The following is a 24,651-nucleotide window of genomic DNA, read 5'->3' as shown; positions in this document are numbered from 1 at the left end:
ATGTTGAGCTTGCTCATAAAATTCAAAATTACTAACAAAAAAGTTTTTAAATCTCTGATTGAAAAAACTTTTCATTTCCAACAAGGAGTTCATTCTGGATCAACAATGTTAATCCAGTCGATGTCACGAAAAAATAGCAAAAATGAAATCAGATTATAGTTACGATAAAGAAATTAAGGACGTTGTTTATGAAAATTCATCTATTCGTTATAATGAATTTGAGCAATGTATTTTTAGAAACTGCGATTTTACGGCTTGTGATTTCGCCGGAGTGATGTTTGTTGAATGCACGTTTTATGATTGCATTTTCAGAGAAACGAAAATCAATTATGTATCCTTAAGAGATGTTCAGTTTGTTGGATGCGATTTTACATCGGTGAATTTTGCGATGACAGATCAAGTGATTTATAATTTTAATTTTACGAATTGTTTGTTGGATTATGCTCAATTTTATGCTTTGAAATTAAAAAAGATGCAATTTATTAATTGTAGTATGATTTCTGTAGATTTTATGAATAGTGATTTAACGGAGGCTTTGTTTGATAATTGTAATTTGAGAAGAGCGGTTTTTATTGATACAAATCTTCAAAAAGCCGACTTTTATTCAAGTTATGATTTCGTCATTGATCCCGAAAAAAATAAAATGAAAAGGGCAATCTTTTCAACCGAAGGTTTAAAAGGATTGCTCTCTAAATATGATTTGGTAATCAAATAATTATTTCAAAATTATAAATTCGCATCGACGGTTAATAGAATGTTCTACTTCTGAACAGTTATCACCACATTTAATCAACTGAACACGCTCACCATAACCTTTAGATCGCATACGATTTCGACTAATTCCGTTTGAAACTAAATATTCTAATGCTGCTCCTGCTCTATCGTGCGACAAGCGTAAATTATAAGCATCTGAAGCTCTTGAATCGGTGTGAGCACCTAATTCAATTTCCATACGAGGATATTTTTTCATAATTGCAACCAAAACATCCAATGTTCTGGCGGCTTCTTCTTTAATGTCCCATTTATTCAAATCAAAATAAATGTTTTCCAATTGAATATATACTAATCCATCGTCTTTGGTCACAATAATTTCTTCAGCATCATCATACGATTCAATTTCTAATTCAATCGTAAAACGCACTCTTCCATCATCGGTGGTTTCAAATGTTTCTTCTTTTGATATGTAAAAATCTCTTTCGGCTACAATTTTATACTTCGTATTGGGCTCAGAATTAAACACATAATCTGCATCTGCACCTACCACTAATTGACCGATTAATTTATCATCCATATCATATAACGTAACCGTTGTGCCAGGCAATAATTCTTTGGATATTTTATCTCGAACATCACCTTCTACAACAAATCGTCGTTCATTTTCTTCTCTAATAAACGAATAAAGATTATCTGTTCCTTTTCTATTGGAAGCAAAATAACCTAAGTTTTCTCCGCTTTTTAAAACATAAGCAAAATCATCCATTCCGGTATTGATGGTTTCGCCTAAATTGATTGGCTTTCCATATTCATCATTATAAATTCGTGCCATAAAAATATCCAAACCACCCAAACCTTGTAAGCCATCGGAAGCAAAATATAATGTTCCATCTTCTGCCACAAAAGGAAATTGCTCTCTATGAATGGTGTTGATATTATTACCTAAATTTTGCGGTTCTGTAAATCCTCCATCTTCTAAAATATCAACATAAAAAATATCAAAAGAACCTAACGATTCGGGTCTATCACTCGAAAAATACAATTTCTTTTCATCCACACTCAAAGCCGGATGTTGTGTGGAAAACTGATCGCTGGAAAATGGCAATTCTTCCACATTTGTCCATTCATTTTCAACTAATTCAGCTCTAAAAAGTTTAACCGAAGCAAATTTTTCTTCACCAACCTGAACTTGCTTATCATTAGTTCTACTAAAATACATTGTTTTGCCATCTTTGGTAAAAACGGCATTACTTTCGTGCGTTTTGGTATTGATTTGCTCTGAGAAAGGTTTGATATTTTCTAATATACCATCTTTTGAAACGGTAGCTTCATATAAATCTAAATACGGTTTTTCATTCCATTTATAGAGCGGACTTTCTTCACTTCTTAACGACGCAAAAACAACTTTTTCTCCAAAAAATGAAATTCCGAAATCGCCAGTGCTGGTACTTCTGGTCATTTGGTTGACCTTGTAATTATAAGGTACAATGTTGTTGAGATGTTCTTTGAATTTTTTAGTATCTACAGGATATTTTAAATAATCACTCATGATTTTATCGCCTCGCTCATAATCTTCAATTCCTTTTAATGCGTGAGCATATCTAAATAAATAGTCCGGTTTTACGCTGTCTTTGTATTTAAAAACTAAATTGCCATAATTATCTGCGGCAAACTTCATTTGAGCATTATAATAATAAGAGTCTCCTAAATTTTGTAAAACATTTTGGTCTTGCTTTTCCTTAAACTTTTCATACATTTTTGCTGCTTCCACATAGGCTTTATTCGCAAAAAGTTCGTTTGCTTTTTTGAGCGATGGTTTTTGAGCCAATAAAATCTGGCTTATTAGCAAAAAGAAAATTATGTATCTGCTGTTTCTCATTTTAATTTCTTTAGAAAAAACGTGGGGATTTATCATAACCATTGCTACTTCCTTTTTTGTTCAAATCAAACAATATCATAATTTCATGACTTCCTGAATTAAATCTTCCCAAGTTAGAAAGTGTGTAATCATAGGCATAGCCAATTCTGAGTGACGGAGAAATTTTAAAATTCACTAATCCGCTCACTGAATCATCCCATCTATATCCGGCACCAATTTCAAACACATTATTGATCAAAAAATTGGTTGTGATATCAAAAGATATTGGTGCTCCGGTTGCTGCTTTGGTCATAAAAGCGGGTTTGAATTTCAAATTATCATTCAAATTAAATACATAACCTCCTGTAAAAAAATAGTGTATTTCTTCCACACCGGTTGCTATAATACCATCTTCTCTTTCTAAATGTTTAGTTCTTAATAAATTGGGACTCGATAAACCCAAATAATAATTTTCACCAAAATAAAAAGCCCCTACTCCAACATTCGGAAAAACTCTACTTAAATTATTGGCAAAAGCCGGATCAGGTAATTCATCAGAATATACAAATCCGTCAAAACTCGTATTAAAAAAAGTGGCTCCTCCTTTAATTCCAAAAGAAAGTTTATTTTTTTCATTCAATTTTAAAACATACGCAAAATCAACAAAAACATTGGTTTCATTCACCACATCGCCAATTTGATCGTGGATAACAGAAAGTCCCATTTCAATCTTTTTAGCAATAGGTGAATGAGCAAAAAACGAACCTGTTGTTGGTCCGCCCACCGATCCAACCCACTGTGCACGATAAAGTGCTCCAAAATTAATGACATCCGGATTGTCAGTTGCATAGGCAGGATTGAGCACACTCATATTATACATATATTGCGTGTATTGCGGATCTTGTTGAGCTTCTGCCACAAACGAGAAGAGCAATAGCAATAATTGAATTTTATATTTCAAAAGTTTTTTCATAACCAATGTTGTAATTATCTGCTTAAATAAACCCTTCCTTGCAATGGTTCTCTATTTCCGTCATTAAAATTGATGATAAAGAAATAGACGCCTGCCGGAAGTTTATTTCCTCCAATTTGAATTCCTTTATCGGATGTTCCATCCCAATCTTGAGAAGCTGCATTTCCTTTATAGAGAATGTTTCCGTAACGATTGAATATTTCTAAATCAAAATTCGGATATAATATTCTGATGTTTTTAATCACAAAAAAGTCATTAATTCCATCATCATTTGGTGAAAAACCATCAGGAATAATTATGTCTGTACAATCTCTAATGGATACTGTTACCGCTAATCGAAGAGTGCTTCCGCAACCGCTTGAAGATTGAATGGAAGCATAATAAACTTGCCCATCAACCAAAACAGTTGAATCAGAATAGGCATTTCCATTCAAAGGAGCATCATACCAAATAATGGTTTGGTCACTATCGATGTTGTTGCTTAAATTGGCAATGGTAGCATTTACATCTTCACAAAATGAATTTCCACCTTCAATAAGTTCAGGAGTTTCAACATTTTCTATAGTTAATGTTACTGAATTAAAAGTATGACCAGGTGTGCCACAAGCATTTCCTATATTTGAATTTATTTGATTGATGGAAAGTGTAATTTCACCAGCACTGACTAAAACGTTAGAAGGAATAATAAAACTGCCTACTCCGTCCAAAATCTCAACAGAAATTGTATCGTTATGCGTAATTGCTCCTGTAATTTGATAGGTTACTTGGTATGTTCCATTTGATAAGTTTGTGGCATTTGTTATAGAAACGGTTCCGTCTGAATTTGCACAAATCGCAGAAAGTGAAACCAATGCTTCAGTTATGGTAGCAGCCGGTAAAATTTCAAATGAAACAGAAACAGCCGGATTCAAATTATTACAAGGTAAAGTTTCACTTGTTATCGAATTAAAAGTCAACGTATAATTTCCAGCCGTTGGAAATACTGAACCCGGAATTGTAAATTGACCCGCTCCATCAGTAATAACAACATCTCCTGAATTTCCTGTTATTGGATTTGCATTCGGAATAGAATAAACAAATTGATATGTTCCATTTGTAAGATTAGTTGCACCTGAAATTTGAACAATAATCGGTGTTCCCAAACAAACATTTGGAACAGTCAAATTATTATTAGCTAAAGCTAATAGTGGTAAAATCTCAATCTCAAAAGATAATCCGATCAACACCGTTTCACAATTTGTACCGGTATTTAGAATTGAATTAAAAACTAAAGTTGTTGTTCCTGGATTTGATAATTGTGTGGCATCTATATCAAAACTCACTTCGTTATCTACTACGGTAAATAAAACTATTTGGTTGTCTAATGTATTACTTCCTGTGAGCGAATAATTCAATGAATAATTTCCATCCGCTAGATTGAAAATAGTAACAGTTGAATTTTCTCCTTGACAAATAGGTGAAAGAACAATCACGTCTTCCGGAAGAATTTCCGTTCCTTGAATAATAGTTAGTTGAACAAGTGCTGAATCGGTATTACAATCGGTTGTTACTGTGTAAGTATAATTATACGTTGCAGGTGATAAATCAGTTATTGTTATCACATTTGAAACTGTGTCGCCTTGATTATCTGTCCAAGTTCCACCTGTTTGTTGTGTTCCATCTAATAATGTATTCAAATCAAATGTATCTTCTGAAGCACAAACACTTTGAATACCGGTAAAAGTTCCTGCATTTGCAGTTGATTCTATTGTAACAGTTATAGTAGCTGAACTATCCCCACAAGGCAGTGATCCAATAATAGTATAGGTGTAGATTCCTGCAGGATCAACCGCCGGATTGAAAATTCCAGTACCACTTGCTAACGTTGGTAACCAGCTTCCGCCTAATTCTGGATTATTTCCTAAAAGCGTGAATAAATCAAAACTTGCATCGGTAATACAAACCGTTGTTTCTCCATTAGTGCCTGCGTTAGGAATAGAATTGATGGTTACCGTGACAGTCGTGCTTTGTGGATTGCACTCATCATCTCCGCCAACGGTGTACGTATAAACGCCTGCTGTATCTTGGGCTGGATCGAAAACACCTGTGCCACTTGCTAACGGTGGTGACCAAGTTCCACCCGCATCTGGAGTTCCTCCTAAATAATTGAATAAATCTTCCGGTACTCCGTTTTCACAAAAAGGTGCTGAACCAGCTGTGCCCGGATTTGGAATTGGATTAACCGTTACTGTAATTGTAGCTGAACTATTGTCACACGGTGGTGTGCCGATAATCGTATAGGTGTAAACGCCTGCTGTATCTTGCGCATGGGTCGAAAACACCCGTGCCACTCGCCAATGCCGGTGACCAGCTTCCGCCTACTTCAGGGTTGTTTCCTAGTAAAGTGAATAAATCGATTGCCGCATCAGTTTCACATAAAACAATCGCATTACTTGTTCCTGCGTTGGGTATGGGATTGATTGTTACCGTAACCGTGGTGCTTTGCGGATCACATGGTCCTAAATCATTTACGGTATAAGTATAAACGCCTGCTGTATCTTGGGATGGGTCGAAAACACCTGTACCACTCGCAAGTACCGGTGACCAAGTTCCCCCTGCATCAGGAGTTCCTCCTAAATAATTGAATAAATCTTCCGGTGCTCCGTTTTCACAAAATGGTGCTGAACCTGCTGTACCCGGATTTGGGATTGGATTAACCGTTACTGTGATAGTAGCTGAACTATTGTCACACGGTGGTGTGCCGATAATCGTATAGGTGTAAACACCTGCTGTATCTTGCGATGGGTCGAAAACGCCTGTCCCACTCGCCAATGCCGGTGACCAGCTTCCACCTACTTCTGGGTTGTTTCCAAGTAAAGTGAATAAATCGATTGCCGCATCAGTTTCACATAAAACAATCGCATCACTTGTTCCTGCGTTGGGTATGGGATTGATTGTCACCGTTACCGTGGTGCTTTGCGGATCACATGGGAATATCCCATTTACGGTGTAAGTATAAACGCCTGCTGTGTCCTGGGCCGGGTCGAAAACACCTGTGCCACTTGTAAGTGCCGGTGACCAAGTTCCCCCTGCATCAGGAGTTCCTCCTAAATAATTGAATAAATCTTCCGGTGCTCCGTTTTCACAAAAAGGTGCTGAACCTGCTGTGCCCGGATTTGGAATTGGATTAACCGTTACTGTGATAGTAGCCGAACTATTGTCACAGGGTGGTGTGCCGATAATCGTATACGTGTAAACTCCTGCGGTATCTTGGGCGGGGTCGAAAACACCCGTGCCACTCGCCAATGCCGGTGACCAGCTTCCGCCTACTTCAGGGTCGTTGCCTAAAAGGGTGAATAAATCAAAACTTGGGTCGTTTTCACAAACGATTGTTGCTCCATCGGTTCCCGCATTAGGAATTTCATTGATAATTACTGTTACTGTAGATGAAGTTGGCGGACATTCTGTTGAAGAATTTACACTATAAGTAAAAACATAAGGACTACCCGATAATGATAACTGCGACAAATCTAACGTACCTAAATTTCCATTTGATGTTACTATCGGACCACTCCAAATACCCGTATTAAAAGGACTTCCTCCTAAACTATCAAATAAATTAATTGGTAAAGAAGTAGATAAATCATCTTCACAAAAAGAAACAATTCCATCTGAACCGGCATCATTTGGCAATTGAATAGAAACTAAAACTTCCAATCGTTCATCACTTTCGCAAGGTGGATCAACCGTTGTTGCATAATAAGTTTGACCATCTATTAATGGCGTATCCAATTCTAGTGGCAATGCAGACGAACTTGTTAAATACCAATTATTATCTCCACTTGCATCCAAATCGGCAACCGTAGGAGGATTTAAAGGGTCTTGACAAAAAGTCTGGACAGCAGCTCCAGTTGGAACAGGAACAACGCCTATACTAACAAAAACAGAAAGTCTAGATGTTTGACACCCTGTGTCCGGATTTGTTTGACTTGCATAATAAATTGTATTTGGAATTAAGACTGTACTTTGAGGCAAAGGAGATCCACCACTTGGAACATTATACCATTGCACATTGTTTCCTATAGCAATTAAACTTGCAATTGTTGCTTGTTCTGGGGAATCAACACAAGGTCCTTGAAAATTCTGTCCGGTGGGTGCAGAATAAATTGTAACTACAACTCTAATTCTGCTTCCACAATTACCTGAACTATTATCTGCAAAATAATCTTCGCCGTTTATTAGCCCAGTTCCCGATGTTAATGGTGTAGTTGATGTATCTGTAGCATACCAAGCGATTCCTCCTCCATTATTGATTGCCTGTAAACTGGCAATAGTTGGCGACTGAATATCACAAAAAGATTGATTTAAATTTGTAACGGTAGGACATTGTGCAAATACTGCACTTCCTGAAAGCAATAAAATAATCAGTAATAATTCAATACTAACTAAATTTTTAGCGGTAAAAGGAATAATTATTTTGTAAAAATAACCCATACATGATTGAGTTTATAGTCTTTAATTCGCAATTTTTATGTTTGAATCTGTATCAAATTGAAGAATATATCCACCCTTGTTAGAATATCCTCCATTTGAATCTTTAAAATATTGAAATCTATGATTTAACTGTTCTGTAATTTCATCTTTGGCCAATGCTTCAAAACTCTTGTCTTGAAACAATCTAATCAAAGTATCAAAAGTGACATCAAAACCTTTTATGACTTCTTGGGAAGCCTCAAAATTGTATTTTTGTTTAAAATCCGCTTTAAACTTATTCACCTCATTAATGTTATTTCGATTAGAATAAGACGGATAAATGGTGTTTAAAGCTTTAAATCGCATTTCAGAAAAACCTTCTTTTTGAATCGATTCTTTGGGTTCTAATAAGGCTAATTGAATTGTATATTCTTTGGAATGCTTTAATAAAACAGTAGTAGCATTTAAAATTAATCCATTTTTATCAGTGTTTAGAAGAACATAATTTTTTCTATTTAAAATAAGTTCATTAGTTAACGCATCATCTTCTAACACATCTTTCTCAGAAATTTTAACAAACCTTGCTTTTGGAAAATTTTGCAAAATAAAATCTTCATTTAAAGCACTAACGGCATCACTTACAACAATTAAATTTCCGTTTTTATCAGAAATATATTTTAAAACCATCAGTGCCAAATCATTTTTGGATGGAATACTCACAAAAGTTGTAGCGGATTTTTGAGCACTTTCTTCAAAAGTGTTTACAATAAAAGGAATACTGTTTTTTGCAGCAAAATCTCCTATTTTTTCTGTGTTGATTCCATCAGAATAATAGAAAACTGCCTTTGATTTATCTACATTGTTTTTTTTGAGAGATGAAACATCTGCTTTGGCGTCTTTGCTGATTTCAATTTGAGTGTTTTTCATTTCAACCATCACTCCAATTTTTTTGAGTGAGTCAATGGCAAAATTCGCTCCTGCAAAAAATTCAATTTCTTTGCTTGGTTCCGCTATTGGGTTTTGAATAAAACTTAAATATTTTTCATTGGAAAAGGATGTCAAAAATGCAATTTCTTTTTTTTCAATTTTATTTATTGTTTTCAAAAGACCAAGTGCTTCAGTTTTATTTTGTATTACTGAACTAGTTTTTGTTTTGGTAATGGTTGCTTCAGGTTTTTTATATTCTGAAACTTTATCAGATGGCATTTTTATAATTATTCCTGATTTTACACCTTCATTCAGAATCGGATTCACTTCAATCAATTTATCTTGAGAAACTCCGGCCATTCTTGATAAACCAAACAATGTTTCTTTTGGTTGAATTTCATAATCTATCCAATTATCACTTGCTATTTCTGAGTTAACCAATTCTTTTTCAGCTACTTTTGTTTCCGGTTTTTCTTCTTTTTGAGGTTCTGAAATCACTACTACTTCTTCAACTTTCTCTATTTGGGTTGGAGTTCCAACTATTTCAGGTTCCACTTTTGGAGATTCAACAACTTTTGATTCCTGTTTTGTTTCTTGTTTTTGAACCACATTTGAAGAAATTCTTCCCGGTATAACAATTCGTTGTCCGGTTTGAAGCATTCGAACAATTTGTGGGTTTTTTTGCTCTAATTCATCAATTGTAACACCGTATCGCTTAGACAACCCATATTTTGTTTCTCCTTCTTGAACTAAGTGAAATTGACCGTTTTCATCATTTTCTTTTAAATTAGATTTAACCGGAATTTGTAAAATCTGACCACTTCTTAAAATTCCAACCAAATTATTTGCATCCATCAAATCATCAACCGTAAGTCCGTATCGTCTGGAAATTCCATACAAAGTTTCTCCCGGAAGAACTTCATACGTTATAAAATTTGATGTTGAAAAACTTGATTTTGTGTTTTGTGATTTTGTTGGATTAGTATCAAATCCTCCTCTAATTTCCAATTGATGACCAGCTTGAAGCATGTTGACAATATGCGGATTTTGCCTTTCTAATTCTTTTATAGAAACGCCATATCGTTTTGAAAGTCCGAACTTAGTTTCTCCAAATTGAACATTGTGATGAATAATTTCATCAACCGATTTGTTAGAATTATTCTCCGATTTAACATTATTTGATTGAGAAATTATAACTAATTTTGGAATACTAATCACCTGACCTTCTTTGATTCCATCAAAAATATCCGGATTCAGTTGATATAAATCGTTTGGTGTAACTTTATATTTTCTGGCAATGGAAGATACTGTTTCGCCTTTAATAACGGTATGTTTGGAAGTATTTTCCTGAGCGAACCCAAAAAAAACAGTCAATTGAAAAACAATTAAAAACAGTAAAGTATGTTTGTTCATTTGTTGATTTTACAATAGTAAATAAAAACTTACTTTTAATGTATAAATTTAAAAAAAAACCTTCAGAAGTAAATCACTTCTAAAGGTTGTTATTAAGATTGTTATTAACAATTTTTTAATACACAAAAATGGCTCTTTCACCCATAAAATCATTTACTTCATTTGCCACTTCTTCGATGATTTCTTCGTTTGTATGATTCATAATTACTCGATCAATCATTTCCACAACAGTTTCCATATCTTCTTCCAACAATCCTCTAGTTGTAATTGCTGGCGTTCCCACACGAATTCCAGATGTCACAAAAGGTGATTTATCGTCAAAAGGAACCATATTTTTATTTACCGTAATTTCAGCTTTTACCAATGCATTTTCCGCTTCTTTTCCGGTGATATTTTTATTTCGTAAGTCAATCAACATCATGTGATTATCTGTTCCTCCAGAGATAATATCATAACCTCTTTTCACAAATGCTTCGGCCATTGCCTTTGCATTTTTTTGAACTTGAAGAGCATATCTGAAAAACTCATCAGACAAAGCTTCTCCAAACGCAACCGCTTTTGCAGCAATGATATGTTCTAATGGTCCACCTTGATTTCCGGGGAAAACAGCGGCATCCAAAAGTGAAGACATCATTCTGATTTCTCCTTTTGGTGTTTTAATTCCGAATGGATTTTCGAAATCTTTACCCATCAAAATCATTCCACCACGAGGTCCGCGAAGGGTTTTGTGAGTTGTAGTGGTTATAATATGACAATGTGGAACAGGATCATTCATCAAACCTTTTGCGATTAATCCGGCAGGATGTGAAATATCGGCCAACAAAATCGCACCTACACTATCTGCAATTTCTCTGAAACGTTTAAAATCCATATCACGAGAATAGGCAGAGGCTCCGGCAATTATCATTTTCGGATTTTCTTTTATAGCTATTTCCTGAATCTTATCATAATTTAATAGACCCGTTTCTTTTTCAACACCATAAAAAACAGGATTGTATAATCTTCCTGAAAAATTTACAGGAGAACCGTGCGTTAAATGTCCGCCGTGTGATAAATCAAAACCTAAAATTTTGTCTCCCGGTTTCAAACATGCAAAAAATACGGCTGTATTGGCTTGCGAACCCGAATGCGGTTGAACATTCGCATACTCAGCACCAAATAAAGCTTTTGCTCTGTCAATAGCAATTTGTTCAACTTGGTCAACCACTTCGCAACCGCCATAATAACGTTTGCCGGGATAACCTTCAGCGTATTTATTGGTTAATACAGAACCTGCTGCTTCCATGACTTGATCGCTCACAAAGTTCTCTGATGCAATCAATTCTAATCCGTGAATTTGTCTGTCTTGCTCATCTAAAATAAGCTCAAAAATTTGTTCGTCGCGTTGCATTTGATAATATTTCGTTAAATTGAGCTCAAAATTACGAAAATCGTTTGTTAAATTAATAGTTAATAATATATTTGATTGATAATTTTTCAACATTTAATAAACACCCAAATATGCCCATAACAGCAAACAACCCGAACAGAAAATCTTGGATAGATGTCCAAACAGACAGTGATTTTCCTATTCAAAATATTCCTTTTGGCGTTTTTTTAACCAAAGATGATATAATAACTATTGGAACTCGAATTGGAAATTGTGCCATCGATTTAGGAGCTATGCAGCAATTAAACTATTTTGAAGGAATCGAATTGACCGACGATATGTTTATGCAAGACACGTTAAATGATTTTATTTCGGATGGAAAAAAAACGTGGCGATTGGTGAGAAACCGAATCGGCGATTTATTTGACAGTGAAAATCCAAAATTAAGAGATAATAAAGCTCATCGTGATATCATTATTTTTGATATTAATGAAGTTGAAATGCAATTGCCGGTTTTGATTGGCGATTATACTGATTTTTATTCCAGTAAAGAACACGCTACCAACGTTGGTAAAATGTTTCGTGATCCTGAAAATGCGTTATTGCCAAACTGGTTACATATCCCGGTAGGCTATCACGGAAGAAGTTCTACGATTATTCCGTCAGGAATTCCGGTGCATCGACCTATGGGACAAACATTGCCAAATGGCGATACACAGCCTGTTTTTGGTCCTTCACGATTAGTGGATTTTGAATTGGAAATGGCGTTTATAACGACCGATGCTAATATAATGGGTGAAAATATTCCGGTTTCTGAAGCGGAAGATTATATTTTTGGAATGGTTTTGTTGAATGACTGGAGTGCAAGAGATATGCAAAAATGGGAATATGTGCCACTCGGACCGTTTTTGGCTAAAAATTTCGCTTCTTCCATTTCACCTTGGATTGTAACGATGGATGCGTTGGAACCTTTTAGAACGAAAGGTCCGCAACAAGAACCTGCCCCACTTCCTTATTTACAACAAAAAGGTAAAAAAGCATTTGACATTAATTTAGAAGTATATCTAACTCCTAAAGATGGCGAAGCAAATTTAATTAGCAAATCGAATTTTAAATATATGTATTGGTCAATGGCTCAGCAATTGGCTCACCATACTTCAAACGGTTGTAAAGTAAATTCGGGTGATATGATGGGATCGGGAACGATTTCCGGACCAACTCCTGAAAGTTTTGGATCGATGTTAGAATTGACTTGGGGAGGAAAAAACCCAATCAAATTATCGAATGGAACCGAAAGAAAATTTATTGAAGATAACGATACGGTTACGATGAAAGGCTACTGCAAAAACAGTCAGTTTAGGATTGGATTTGGAGAAGTTTCGAGTAAGTTGCTTCCTGCTTTTGTGAGAAAATAATAATTGGCTCCGGTTTTTGACCGGAGTTTTTTTATCTATATTTTTCTTTTCTCTATTTTCTCCTTTTACTTCTTTGATAGCACAGATTTCTAGCCCGGATTGAAGTGAAAAGCCTTTTGCAGTCTTGTTGTATTTTTTCTTGGGAAAAAAAAGCGACCAAAGGAAGCTCTTTTTTTGGTTTAGAAAAAAACAACAAGACAAAAAAGCTTGGAACGGAAAGCCGGATTAGCTTCAAAAAAATAAATATATTTGCTAAAATTTTAACAGATGAAAAAAATTACTTTTTTGCTTGTATTTCTTATTTTGGCTTCGTGTGGTGTGAAGCAAACGACTAACAGATTGACTTCGGGCGATTATGACGGTGCTATTGAATCGGCGGTGAGAGGTTTACGTGGTAATAAAAATGCTAAAGGAAAACAAGATTATGTTTACCTATTGGAAGAGGCATTCGCTAAAGCAAAAGAGCGTGATTTGCGAAATATTGAAACATGGTCTCAAGATGCAAATCCTGTCAATTTGGAGAAAATTTTCAATACTTATATATCATTAAATAATCGACAAGAGTTGATTAGACCCTTACTTCCGCTGAAATTAATCAACGAAGGTAGGGATGCGATTTTTCCGATGGAGAATTATTCGACTGAGATTGTAAATAGCAAAAATGCCTTGTCGAATTATTTATATACTACTTCAAAAAACGAATTAAAAACCGCTAATAAACTGCAAGCCAGAGCTATTGTGGATGATTTAACTTATTTGAATCAGATTAATCCGGGCTTTAAAGATGTGAACAGTTTGTTGGAAGAAGCTCGTTTTAAAGGAACTGATTTTGTGCACGTTTACACGAAAAACGAGACAAATGTGATGATTCCGGTTCGTTTGCAAAATGATTTATTGGATTTTAGTACGTATGGTTTAAACGATAAATGGACGGTTTATCACAGCAACAGACAGCAAGGAATTGTGTATGATTTCGGAATTATTTTGAATTTTAGGCAAATTAATATTTCACCCGAACAAATTCGCGAAAAAGAAGTTACACAAGAAAAACAGATTAAAGACGGTGTGAAAAACTTGGTGGACGCGAATGGAAATATCGTTCGTGATAGTTTAGGCAACGCAATAAAAGTAGATAAATTTATTACTGTGAAAGGAACTGCCTATCAATTTACGCAATTCAAAGCGTGTCAAGTGACGGCAAAAGTGGATTATATTGATTTTAATACTAATCAGTTAATTAATGCTTATCCATTAGCGAGTGAGTTTATTTTTGAACATATTTATGCCACCGTTCGTGGTGACCGAAGAGCTTTTGACGAACAATTTATTTCGTATTTTGGACGAAGAGCGGTTCCGTTTCCGAGTAACGAACAAATGGTTTATGATACTGGTGAGGATTTGAAAATGAAGTTGAAGGATATTATTTCGAGGAATAGAATTAGACGATAATTCCTAAACAAACTCTTTCAATCCCGCAACCTCAATCCCATCGTGTGATTCATCATAAACACATTTTCCGTCTTTAATTAGAAGGATTTGTGGTGATTGATGCATCACATTAAACCGATTGGCAATTTCGTTTGAAATGTTTCTGTATTCTAGTAAATCTAAAAAATACGGTTGCAATTCTTCTTCTGAAAAATCATATTCGTTTTCAAAGTTTTTCAACGCAAAGCGACTGATGCTGCATCGCGTGCTGTGTTTAAAAATTAAAACCGGTTGTTGATGGGATAATTCGATTAGTTCATTAAGCTGACCCAAATCGGTTAGCATCCTCCATCCTACTTTGGATAAATTTCCCTCCTCTGAATTCCCGAATAAATTAGTAAAAAAACTCATTTTTGACGTGTTTCAAGACATTTTGACTTGCTTTTGATGCGATTTCACTCAAAAATCAGTCATTTTGTCTTAGTTTTAGATTTGGAATAGTAGTTGACTAAACCTCTACAAAGATACCGAAATACTAGGCATTTACTTGTCTTAAAAACATAAAAATAAAACAAATGAATTTAAAAAATTTAACCATTAAATCGCAAGAAGCTTTGCAACAAGCTCAGCAAATTGCACAAGGTTTTGGTCAGCAACAACTGGAAAACGAACATATTTTTAAAGGAATTTTAGAAGTAGATGAAAACGTTGCTCCGTTTATTTTGAAAAAAATGAATGTGAATGTCAACTTGTTCTCCCAAATCTTAGATAGTACAATTCAAAGTTTTCCAAAAGTTTCCGGTGGCGAAATTATGCTTTCCAGAGAGGCCGGAACGATGTTGAATGAAGCATCCATCATTGCCAAAAAAATGAATGATGAATATGTTTCGATTGAACATTTACTATTAGCTATTTTCAAATCCAAAAGTAAAGTCGCTCAGATTTTAAAAGACCAAGGTGTAACCGAAAAAGGTTTAGAAGCCGCCATTTCAGAACTACGAAAAGGCGAACGCGTAACTTCTGCTTCAGCCGAAGAAACCTATAACGCGTTGAATAAATACGCCAAAAACCTCAACGAATTAGCCAAAACCGGCAAACTCGATCCCGTAATTGGTCGTGATGAAGAAATCCGCAGAGTGCTACAAATTCTATCTCGCCGAACCAAAAATAACCCCATGTTAGTGGGTGAACCCGGTGTTGGTAAAACTGCCATTGCCGAAGGTTTAGCCCACCGAATTGTAGATGGCGACGTTCCCGAAAACCTGAAAGACAAAATCGTTTTTTCGTTAGATATGGGTTCGTTAATCGCCGGTGCAAAATACAAAGGTGAATTTGAAGAACGCTTAAAATCAGTTGTCAAAGAAGTCATTGCTGCCGAAGGCGACATTGTCTTATTCATTGATGAAATTCACACCTTAGTGGGTGCAGGAGGTGGCGAAGGTGCAATGGATGCTGCCAACATTTTAAAACCTGCATTGGCTCGTGGCGAATTGCGTGCAATTGGTGCAACGACTTTAGACGAATACCAAAAATATTTTGAAAAAGACAAAGCTCTCGAACGACGTTTTCAAAAAATTATGGTGGATGAACCGGATACTGAAAGTGCGATTTCAATTTTACGTGGAATTAAAGAAAAGTATGAAACGCATCATAAAGTGCGAATCAAAGACGAAGCGATTATCGCAGCAGTTGAATTATCGCAACGCTATATTTCCAACCGATTTTTGCCGGACAAAGCCATCGATTTAATGGACGAAGCTGCTTCTAAATTGCGAATGGAAATCAATTCAAAACCCGAAGAATTGGATGTTTTGGATCGAAAAATCATGCAATTGGAAATTGAAATCGAAGCCATCAAACGCGAAAATGACGAAGCAAAACTGAAAATATTAGGACTGGAATTAGCCAATTTAAAAGAAGAACGCAATGAGATTTTTGCTAAATGGAAATCGGAAAAAGAAGTAGTTGATAACATCCAAAACGTCAAAATTGAAATTGAAAACTTCAAGTTAGAAGCCGAACGTGCCGAACGCGAAGGCGATTACGGAAAAGTAGCCGAAATCCGTTACGGAAAAATCAAAGAAGCTCAAGAACGTTTAGACAAATTGCAAATTCAATTGCAAGAAAATCAGTCCGGAACTTCGTTAATCAAAGAAGAAGTAACCCGTGAAGATATTGCCGAAGTTGTAGCCAAATGGACCGGCATTCCCGTGACCAAAATGCTGCAAGGCGAACGCGATAAATTATTAAAATTAGAAGACGAATTACACCACCGTGTCGTTGGTCAGGAAGAAGCCATCGAAGCCATTAGTGATGCTGTTCGCAGAAGTCGTGCCGGATTGCAGGATATGAAAAAACCTATCGGAACGTTTCTTTTCTTGGGAACAACTGGAGTCGGAAAAACCGAATTAGCCAAAGCGTTAGCCGAATATTTATTTGATGACGAAAATGCGATGACCCGAATCGATATGAGCGAATACCAAGAACGTCACGCCGTGAGCCGATTAGTAGGTGCTCCTCCGGGATATGTGGGTTATGATGAAGGTGGTCAATTGACCGAAGCCGTGCGTCGCAAACCGTATTCTGTTGTATTGTTGGACGAAATTGAAAAAGCTCATCCCGACACCTTCAACATACTTTTACAAGTGTTGGATGAAGGCCGATTAACCGATAACAAAGGTCGTGTTGCCGATTTTAAAAACACCATTATCATTATGACGTCGAATATGGGAAGTCATATTATTCAAGAGAAATTTGAAAATCTCTCCGGTGGAATTGAAGCCGCAACTGAAGCCGCCAAAGTGGAAGTTTTAGGTTTATTAAAACAAACTGTTCGTCCTGAATTTATCAATCGAATTGATGAAATCGTAATGTTCACACCATTATCCAATGCAAACATTCGAGAAATCGTTGGTTTGCAGTTAAAAAGTGTCACCAAAATGTTAGCTCAGCAAAACATCACAATGGATGCCACTCCGGAAGCAATTGATTATTTAGCGAAGAAAGGCTATGATCCTCAATTTGGAGCCAGACCGGTGAAACGAGTGATTCAACGCGAAGTATTAAACAAATTATCAAAAGAAATTTTGAGCGGCACTGTAAAAACCGATAGCATCATTTTGCTCGACAGTTTCAATAACGAATTGGTTTTTAGAAACCAAAGTGAGTTAGTAAAATAAAAGAGTTTTTATACTTAACCACATAGATACATAGGGAAAAGTGTCGGATAGACCAATTATTGGTTTCACATAGCTATGCTTTTCTCAAATTGAGTGAAACGTTTTTACAAGTAACAAAAACCTATGTTTCTATGTGGTTCAAAATAAATAAAGCTAAATATAATTTTTAAAAGTAAGTAGTTTTTTCATATTGATTAGTTAGGTTGAAAGCACCAATCCGTTTCCGGATTGGTGCTTTTTTTTTATGAAAATATTCACAGCAATTATATACTTTTATCACGAAAATTGAGTTTTATATTCATTAAATAACCTGTATGAAATCATTAATCTGTCTATTAGTATTTACACTCACATCCTTTGCACAAACCAATGCGGAGTATGCCAAAAAATTAAACCATACCGTTTCCGGTGAAAAAGTATATCTGGAAAGCGAAGTAGATGTAAAACCCAAATTAATGTATGGCGAAAATGCCATGCAACGTTTCATCGCACGAAACCTAAAACAAGACATCAAAGAACCATTGGTTCCCAAAATTGTATGTAGTTTTATAGTAGAAATTGACGGAACCATCTCCGACATCCAAGTATTAAATTCTATCTCAGCTCATTATAAAGCACAAACCATCAAAGTATTCACCAAGTTCGACGAACCTTGGTATCCCGCCGTCAAAGATAAAAAGCAAGTGCGTTGCCAATACGTTTACACCATTAATTAATAAAAAATTTGACACGAATTTCACGAATTAACACGAATTGAATGTTTAAAAATTCGTACTAATTCGTGAAATTCGTGTCAAAAAGCCACAAAAAAAACACCAACCGGCACAGTTGGTGTTTCAACTTAACAAACTAACTAGAGATCTATTGCGAATAATAGATTCTGTTTATCGGTATAATAGTTCCTTGTTTCAAAATCACTTTATCGTCTGTAATTCCCCAAACGGTAGTTTCTACTACACGTTTAAACAACTCATCTTCAAAGTAAATTTTGGTCTTAATGTGTTCTAAATTGCCAAGTGCCAACGCTCGTGAAAGACCGGCAATTCTGGTTCTTTTTAATTGTTTGTCTTCCAAAACATCCTCCTGCGGAAAATGTAATAATTGAATCGTCTCTTTCTCGATAGGCTCAAAGAAAGTGGTAGCAGTTTCTATCATAAATAGGATTATTAATTATAAAACTTAAACGTCCTATAAATTCTATTAATCGGAATACCAATACCTTGGGTCAAAATCACGCGGTTTTTCGTAACACCACATACTTTTGCTTCCACAACCTTCTTGGACTGATTGTCTTCAAAATAAATTTTAATTTTAAAATAATCAAGATTACCGAATGTTAAGGCCATTTTCAACTCAGAGAGCCGTTGAAGAATTGCTTCATTTCTACTCAAAACATCGGACTTAGGGAACACGAGAGAAGAAATTTTCTCGTTTTCGATGGATTCGTAAACAGTAGCCATAAATAGTCAATTTAGGTTAATAATAGATTTAAGGGGACTCAAATTTAACATAAAAATTTAAATAACAACATTTTTATTAATATTTTTTTAATTATTTTCTAATGAATAATGAAAATTCAAGAAAATTACTCCATTTTCTACTCTTAATCCAACCTAAAACTTGAAACCTGAAACAAAAATTTCAAACTTGAAACCTTTAAAATTGCTTCGCTTTTAAATGGAACATGGATTAGACAGATGAAACAGATCTTCACGGATTTGATAGCTTAGCTATAATGGATTGAAACGGATTCGTTTGGAGAACATTTTCTTTTGAACAACTCCCGACCTAAAACCTGAAACCTGAAACTTTTAAACTAATTTTTAATGGGGCGTGCCCCTCCGACAAGCTCCGGGTCAGGCTTTCCGTTACAAGTCCTCGTTCGTCGTGCCTCCTCTCTGTGGGCTTTCCACTTCAATCCTTCACGCGGGTGCGGTGCTAGGAAGAAATTTACTGTTATCAAACATCTTTTATCACCTACCCAACTTTTAGTAAAATTATTTTTGTAGTGATTGATATGTTATAATTTAATGTTATTTTGGTCTGGAATAATTATTAGATAACTAAAGATTCATAAAAAATGACTCAACTCATCTTACTTTTAATCGCTGTTTTCATTGGTGTATATTATATCAGAAAATATAGCAAAAAAGCTAAATTAGATATTCAAAAATATAGTCAAATTAAAAATAAAGCTGACTATTTGACCACAAATATCTTTACTAATCTTAAAAATAGGAATGATGGTTTTGATGTAGAATCGATTTACTATTTTTCTGAATCTGACTTTGAAATTGTTATTAATAGAATTGAAAAACTCGGTGTAGGTATTTTTGGAATTGAACCTTGGTTAGATGGAGAAATGTACGATGTGAAAAGTGTCGAAGATTACGGGGGAGTTTCTACGGATTCAAAATGGTACAAAACAGCTTTTGAAGAATTTAAAAAAGAAAATAAAAATCTTTTATATTCAGCAACTTATGATATTAAGCAAAATTAAAAACTGTTGGTGAATTTCTCCGCTCAACGATGTCTACCGACTTCACAGTTTTGATTTTAAAACTTGACTACAAACCCTTAGCCTTGTCATTTCGAGGCACGAGAAATCTCATAAAGTAACTAATAAAATATCAATCGTGATGTGATTTGCTTTGTCTGTTCGCTACCGCTCGGTTCTACTATCGACGAAATGATACAGAAAACCGCAGAATCATTAATTTGCAGAAAAAAAACCAAAAAAAAAAGCGTTCCCCACAACGAGAACGCCTTTAACAAACAAACTAAACTTCAATCATAAATATTGTTATACCGGTAAATCCATTTTAGCAATTGAGGTATCTGCTTTTACGTGAGCGGCATTCGCTCTTCCGCTTGGATCTTGGTTTTCTTGCCATTTCGGAATCCATTTTCGAACCGTTTGAGCTGCCGCTACTTGTGGAAAATGTTTATGAAAAATTCTTCTGTAAAAGAATGCTTCTTTTGTAATGGGTGTGTTGTACGGATATAGTTCTGCCGCTTTTTCAAACTCCTCCTCAGTAACTTGACTTGAACAATAGTCGATTAATGTATCAATCCAGTTATACCCTACTCCATCTGAAAATTGCTCTTTTTGACGCCACAATACTTCCTCCGGTAAATACGGTTGTTCCGGTGTGTCAAATGCTTTACGAAGAATATATTTTTCAATTCCGTCATACGTTGATGGCATTTTTTCTTCCGGTTTCACTTTAATCGCTAATTCCAAAAATGCTTTATCTAAAAACGGAACTCTTGCTTCAAGTCCGTGAGCCATCGTCGATTTGTCTGCACGCAGTAAATCGGCTGTAAATAGCTTTTGCACACGTTCAATCGTTTCTTTCTGGAAATCTTCTACACTTGGAGCATTTCTAAAATATAAATAACCTCCAAAAATTTCATCGGCCCCTTCTCCTGAAAGAACTACTTTTATTCCCATATCGGTAATCGCTTTTGACAAAAAGTACATTGGCGTACTCGCACGAACGGAGGTGACATCATACGTTTCCAAATGCCAAATCAATTTATCTAAAATTTCAATTCCTTGTTCGATGGTAAAATGAATTTCGTGATGTTGTGTTCCTAAAAACTCCGCTACTTTTCGGGCTGCTTTGGCATCAGGTGCTTCGGCATCTAAACCAATTGAAAAAGAATGCAGGGTTTTGCCCATCTCTTTCATGTAACGAGAAGCGATGGAAGACGTTAACGACGAATCTAATCCACCGGAAAGCAACACTCCGATTGGCACATCGCTCATCAAACGCTTACGAACTCCTTCGGATAAGGTTTCACGAATGGCTTTTAAATCTAGTTCTTCAACCGCCAACGTTTCATCTTCCCATTTTGGTTGATAGTATTTTACAAAACCTGTTTCTTGTGTATAATAATGTCCCGGAGGAAAGGTTGAAAATGTTTTACATTGATCGGCAATCGCTTTCATTTCGGAAGCAAAAAACATTCTTCCTCTTTCATCTATACCGTAATAAAGCGGTTTTATTCCGAGTGGATCGCGGCCGGCAATATAATCGTCGCCGTCAATTACTACGAAAGCAAACATTCCGTCGAGCATATCACAAAAATCGTAACCGAATTTTTCATACAAATGCACAATTACTTCCGAATCAGATGTAGTTCTGAATTTGTGGTCTTTTAAAATTCCGTCTCTTAATTTTTGATGATTGTAAATTTCGCCATTGTGAATCATCCAAGCGGATGATGTTCCTTGAATAGGTTGTTTTCCGGTATGCAAATCAACGATAGACAAACGTTCGTGAGCTAAAAAATGACCGTTTTCGGTGATGTGTATATCACTTTCGTCCGGACCGCGATGCGACATTCTTTTAGACAATTCTTGAACTAATGATTCGTCTTTTCCTTTTCCTATAATGGCTAAAATTCCACACATACTATTTTGCTTTTCTAATTATACTTTATTTGATGAAGCAAAAATGATAAATATGTTTATTTATGTAAACACAAATTGATAATTTAGTTATAAATTAAAACTTAAAAAACGAATAAACACAAAATATGAAACTAAAAGCAATTGAATTATATTGAAAACTTTAAAAATCTAAAAATCATTCCAAGTCATTGATTGTATAATTCAGCTGATTTACTTCAATTGAATCACCTAAATCCCTTCCGATTAATTTTTGGGCTAACGGAGCTTGTGGAGATATGGCAAAAATAGTCTTCTCTTCTAGTTCAACTTTTGGCAAACTGACTGAAATTAAAAAATAAACATCATTGGCTAAAACTAAACTTCCAAGAGAAACTTTTGTATTGTTTTTTTCAAAATCAATCGACTCAAAAATAGCTTTGGCTTCTAAAAATTCTTTTAACTTTTGATTCAACTTTTCTTGTTCCAAATGCATCATTGACAGAGTCGTTTCGTGTTTATCGCCTGCTGAACCCTTGGCATCGTTTTTTGCATCTTCGGTTAAATCAGCAATCATTTGCCGAAGTGAATCGATTTTGGTTTGGATAAAGTTGGAATAGTGTTGAATTATTTTTTGTTTCATTTAGAGTTGCTGAGTTGCTGAGTTGCTGAGTTTAAAAAAGTCCGCAAGGTTCGATAAAACTTTGCGGACTTTGTGAAAATCTTTCTGTATTTGGTGGTTAAGAAAAAATTAAAAATCAAATTTATAATTCGCTCCCAAAACCACTTGAATTTGTTGTGCCGGGAAATTCATCCACTTTTCATACGATTGATTGAACAAGTTGTTTCCTCTTAAAAACAAGGTCAAACGTTCGTTGTATTTATAACCTACGTTAGCATTCACATCAAAATAACTGTCTAAGGTTTTAGTTGTGAAAGCATAAAAAGCAGGATCATTCAAAATATCCGGTGCAATAACTTGGTCTTTTCTTTCTCCAACAAAGAATAAATTCAATCCCGCATACCATTTTTCAGTAATGATCGCATCTACATTGGCTCCAAAAGTGATGGACGGTAAATTCCATACCTCTGCTTCATCTTTTGCAGAAAGGCTTCTGAAAGTTCCATTGATTCCGGCTGAAATATTTTTAGACAAATCAGCTTTTACTTCTCCAAAAAAGCTCAATGTTTTTACATCATCATACACCACATCAAACGAGTTTCCAAAAGCATAAGGTTCAACATTATTTGGTAAAGCAGGATCTACAGCCAACGGAAACGCATTATTTCTAAACAGAGCCTTATCGTTTTCTTGCATGTATGAACCACGCACATTATAACTTACATTTCCGGCTAATTTACCTTTTAAGCCTGCAAAAACATCATAAGGTTTGCTGGTTGGACCTATATATAATGTTGGTGATAAAAATGGATTTTCATTGGTGAAATCACGATAAGAATTTTGTTGTAAATTTCCATCGGCTCCGGCATAAAAAATCATCAAATCGCCTACTAATTTATAGGAAGCTGTGATGTTTGGATAGATAAAAAACTTACTTTCGCTATGTTCTAAATCGGCACTGTAAAACAATGAAACACCCACATCAAAAGCCCAATCATCCTGCGTTAAAGAAATGGAAGGATTCAATCCGAAATTGGTGAAACCATATTTAATTTCATTCAAATTAAAATAATTGCGTTCGAAACTTCCGGAAACATAATCTACGATTACATTGGTTTTAACGGCAGCATCCATGATATCAAATTCAAACGAAGGCTTTACCAAAAAACGATTTTCGGCCGATCCGTAATTATCCCAAAAACGATTGTATTTTAAACTGGCTCCAGTGAAAAAACTGTCTTCAAAACCAATTTTTCCACCTAAATAAAAGTTATGATAGGTGTGTGATGGATCGATTGCCACATAAAAAGCTTCGTCTCTGTTGAAATAGGCTTGATCAATTCCGTACCAATTATAAATTTGGTGTTGATAACCTAAATCGGCATTCCAATTGAAATTCCGTTGCTGACTTCCATACGTTAAATCCAAAGAGGTGTTGTAGAATTTATCATCTAAAATCGCTTCTTCAATTCCTCCTTGCGAAGAGTGGTGACGCAACATTCCACCCACATAATCCGAACGGCTCAATTGTTCTGTTACGAATAATTCGCCAATAATTCTACCATAATTTCCAAAACCTAACGTGGCATAATTGCTGAATAATTTCTCTTTTTTAGGCTTATCAACACCCGCTGCTTTTCCTTTGGCCGGTGTGAATGTAGAAGCTACCGGAAAAGAAAAAATGTTGTATTGAATTGTTTCTTTTTTAGAGTTATCATCATCGTCTAAGGATGGTGTTTCTTTCACTTTAAACGCATCTGAAATGGTTGCAGAATAAGGCTTAACAACGTTTACCACTTCGGTTCCGATGTTCTCGTCTTTCTTTTGAGCAAATCCAATTTGGCTTATTAAAAGTAAACCTGCAATTGTTAATTTATATCGATTTGAAATCTTCATACTGTTTAT

Annotated in this window: 18 protein-coding genes; 6 read left to right on the top strand and 12 right to left on the bottom strand. The window is 35.3% G+C overall.

Features of this window, described 5'->3' with window-relative positions:
- Positions 1–142: 142 nt before the first annotated feature.
- Positions 143–715, top strand: coding sequence for a pentapeptide repeat-containing protein (locus B4N66_RS08650; protein WP_291093998.1), 573 nt, complete (start codon positions 143–145; stop codon positions 713–715).
- Here B4N66_RS08650 and B4N66_RS08645 read toward each other — a convergent pair whose 3' ends face one another.
- The 6 genes from B4N66_RS08645 to glyA all read right to left on the bottom strand — a co-directional run bounded on the left by B4N66_RS08645 (position 716) and on the right by glyA (position 11,727).
- The gene (locus B4N66_RS08645) at positions 716–2,593 is read right to left on the bottom strand and encodes an OmpA family protein (RefSeq protein ID WP_291093996.1); all 1,878 of its coding nucleotides are present in this window, start codon (positions 2,591–2,593) and stop codon (positions 716–718) included.
- Positions 2,594–2,603: 10 nt separating this feature from the next.
- The gene (locus B4N66_RS08640; RefSeq protein ID WP_291093993.1) at positions 2,604–3,545 is read right to left on the bottom strand and encodes a PorP/SprF family type IX secretion system membrane protein; all 942 of its coding nucleotides are present in this window, start codon (positions 3,543–3,545) and stop codon (positions 2,604–2,606) included.
- A gap of 14 nt (positions 3,546–3,559) precedes the next feature.
- Positions 3,560–5,866, bottom strand: a complete 2,307-nt coding sequence (locus B4N66_RS08635; RefSeq protein WP_291093992.1) for a gliding motility-associated C-terminal domain-containing protein — start codon at positions 5,864–5,866, stop codon at positions 3,560–3,562.
- Positions 5,796–8,018, bottom strand: coding sequence for a hypothetical protein (locus tag B4N66_RS08630; protein WP_291093991.1), 2,223 nt, complete (start codon positions 8,016–8,018; stop codon positions 5,796–5,798). Before B4N66_RS08630 ends, B4N66_RS08635 begins: the two co-directional genes overlap by 71 nt.
- A gap of 21 nt (positions 8,019–8,039) precedes the next feature.
- A complete protein-coding gene (locus B4N66_RS08625) occupies positions 8,040–10,337 on the bottom strand; it encodes a LysM peptidoglycan-binding domain-containing protein (protein ID WP_291093989.1) in 2,298 nt (765 codons plus the stop codon).
- Positions 10,338–10,452: 115 nt separating this feature from the next.
- Positions 10,453–11,727 (bottom strand): serine hydroxymethyltransferase, encoded by a 1,275-nt coding sequence (gene glyA / locus B4N66_RS08620; protein ID WP_291093988.1) that lies wholly within the window; start codon positions 11,725–11,727, stop codon positions 10,453–10,455.
- A gap of 110 nt (positions 11,728–11,837) precedes the next feature.
- Between glyA and fahA the strand changes: the two genes are divergently transcribed.
- Together fahA and B4N66_RS08610 are read left to right on the top strand one after the other, a co-directional pair.
- Positions 11,838–13,121 carry a fumarylacetoacetase gene (fahA, locus tag B4N66_RS08615; RefSeq protein WP_291093987.1) on the top strand — a complete coding sequence of 428 codons (1,284 nt, stop codon included), beginning with the start codon at positions 11,838–11,840 and terminating at the stop codon, positions 13,119–13,121.
- Between the two features lie 267 nt (positions 13,122–13,388).
- Complete coding sequence (locus B4N66_RS08610) at positions 13,389–14,570, top strand: hypothetical protein (RefSeq protein ID WP_291093986.1); 1,182 nt, start codon at positions 13,389–13,391, stop codon at positions 14,568–14,570.
- 3 nt (positions 14,571–14,573) lie between these two features.
- Here B4N66_RS08610 and ytxJ read toward each other — a convergent pair whose 3' ends face one another.
- Complete coding sequence (gene ytxJ, locus B4N66_RS08605; RefSeq protein WP_291093985.1) at positions 14,574–14,960, bottom strand: bacillithiol system redox-active protein YtxJ; 387 nt, start codon at positions 14,958–14,960, stop codon at positions 14,574–14,576.
- A 164-nt stretch (positions 14,961–15,124) separates the two neighbouring features.
- On the opposite strand from ytxJ, the gene clpB reads away from it, so the two are divergent.
- Positions 15,125–17,728, top strand: a complete 2,604-nt coding sequence (gene clpB, locus B4N66_RS08600) for an ATP-dependent chaperone ClpB (RefSeq protein WP_291093984.1) — start codon at positions 15,125–15,127, stop codon at positions 17,726–17,728.
- A 314-nt stretch (positions 17,729–18,042) separates the two neighbouring features.
- Positions 18,043–18,444, top strand: coding sequence for an energy transducer TonB (locus B4N66_RS08595; protein WP_291093982.1), 402 nt, complete (start codon positions 18,043–18,045; stop codon positions 18,442–18,444).
- Between the two features lie 145 nt (positions 18,445–18,589).
- On the opposite strand, the gene B4N66_RS08590 is transcribed toward B4N66_RS08595, so the two are convergent.
- A complete protein-coding gene (locus B4N66_RS08590) occupies positions 18,590–18,883 on the bottom strand; it encodes a hypothetical protein (RefSeq protein ID WP_291093981.1) in 294 nt (97 codons plus the stop codon).
- Positions 18,884–18,894: 11 nt separating this feature from the next.
- Positions 18,895–19,188, bottom strand: a complete 294-nt coding sequence (locus tag B4N66_RS08585; protein ID WP_291093979.1) for a hypothetical protein — start codon at positions 19,186–19,188, stop codon at positions 18,895–18,897.
- Between the two features lie 620 nt (positions 19,189–19,808).
- On the opposite strand from B4N66_RS08585, the gene B4N66_RS08580 reads away from it, so the two are divergent.
- Complete coding sequence (locus tag B4N66_RS08580; RefSeq protein ID WP_291093978.1) at positions 19,809–20,228, top strand: hypothetical protein; 420 nt, start codon at positions 19,809–19,811, stop codon at positions 20,226–20,228.
- Positions 20,229–20,531: 303 nt separating this feature from the next.
- On the opposite strand, the gene asnB is transcribed toward B4N66_RS08580, so the two are convergent.
- The 3 genes from asnB to B4N66_RS08565 form a co-directional block, all read right to left on the bottom strand.
- A complete protein-coding gene (gene asnB, locus B4N66_RS08575) occupies positions 20,532–22,148 on the bottom strand; it encodes an asparagine synthase B (RefSeq protein ID WP_291093976.1) in 1,617 nt (538 codons plus the stop codon).
- A gap of 175 nt (positions 22,149–22,323) precedes the next feature.
- Positions 22,324–22,767 (bottom strand): hypothetical protein, encoded by a 444-nt coding sequence (locus B4N66_RS08570; RefSeq protein ID WP_291093975.1) that lies wholly within the window; start codon positions 22,765–22,767, stop codon positions 22,324–22,326.
- A 108-nt stretch (positions 22,768–22,875) separates the two neighbouring features.
- Positions 22,876–24,642, bottom strand: a complete 1,767-nt coding sequence (locus tag B4N66_RS08565) for a TonB-dependent receptor (protein ID WP_291093972.1) — start codon at positions 24,640–24,642, stop codon at positions 22,876–22,878.
- Positions 24,643–24,651: the final 9 nt, after the last annotated feature.

The organism is Flavobacterium sp. UBA2787 (genome assembly GCA_002352205.1).
Classification (GTDB): Bacteria; Bacteroidota; Bacteroidia; order Flavobacteriales; family Flavobacteriaceae; genus Flavobacterium.
Note: the sequence above shows the minus strand (reverse complement) of the source record. Positions and strands in the feature narration are given on the sequence as shown.

Coding starts and splice junctions, on each gene's coding strand:
- B4N66_RS08650 (WP_291093998.1), top strand. CDS start 143: ATGAAATCAGATTATAGTTACGATAAAGAAATTAAGGACGTTGTTTAT.
- B4N66_RS08645 (WP_291093996.1), bottom strand. CDS start 2,593: ATGAGAAACAGCAGATACATAATTTTCTTTTTGCTAATAAGCCAGATT.
- B4N66_RS08640 (WP_291093993.1), bottom strand. CDS start 3,545: ATGAAAAAACTTTTGAAATATAAAATTCAATTATTGCTATTGCTCTTC.
- B4N66_RS08630 (WP_291093991.1), bottom strand. CDS start 8,018: ATGGGTTATTTTTACAAAATAATTATTCCTTTTACCGCTAAAAATTTA.
- B4N66_RS08625 (WP_291093989.1), bottom strand. CDS start 10,337: ATGAACAAACATACTTTACTGTTTTTAATTGTTTTTCAATTGACTGTT.
- glyA (WP_291093988.1), bottom strand. CDS start 11,727: ATGCAACGCGACGAACAAATTTTTGAGCTTATTTTAGATGAGCAAGAC.
- fahA (WP_291093987.1), top strand. CDS start 11,838: ATGCCCATAACAGCAAACAACCCGAACAGAAAATCTTGGATAGATGTC.
- B4N66_RS08610 (WP_291093986.1), top strand. CDS start 13,389: ATGAAAAAAATTACTTTTTTGCTTGTATTTCTTATTTTGGCTTCGTGT.
- ytxJ (WP_291093985.1), bottom strand. CDS start 14,960: ATGAGTTTTTTTACTAATTTATTCGGGAATTCAGAGGAGGGAAATTTA.
- clpB (WP_291093984.1), top strand. CDS start 15,125: ATGAATTTAAAAAATTTAACCATTAAATCGCAAGAAGCTTTGCAACAA.
- B4N66_RS08595 (WP_291093982.1), top strand. CDS start 18,043: ATGAAATCATTAATCTGTCTATTAGTATTTACACTCACATCCTTTGCA.
- B4N66_RS08590 (WP_291093981.1), bottom strand. CDS start 18,883: ATGATAGAAACTGCTACCACTTTCTTTGAGCCTATCGAGAAAGAGACG.
- B4N66_RS08585 (WP_291093979.1), bottom strand. CDS start 19,188: ATGGCTACTGTTTACGAATCCATCGAAAACGAGAAAATTTCTTCTCTC.
- B4N66_RS08580 (WP_291093978.1), top strand. CDS start 19,809: ATGACTCAACTCATCTTACTTTTAATCGCTGTTTTCATTGGTGTATAT.
- asnB (WP_291093976.1), bottom strand. CDS start 22,148: ATGTGTGGAATTTTAGCCATTATAGGAAAAGGAAAAGACGAATCATTA.
- B4N66_RS08570 (WP_291093975.1), bottom strand. CDS start 22,767: ATGAAACAAAAAATAATTCAACACTATTCCAACTTTATCCAAACCAAA.
- B4N66_RS08565 (WP_291093972.1), bottom strand. CDS start 24,642: ATGAAGATTTCAAATCGATATAAATTAACAATTGCAGGTTTACTTTTA.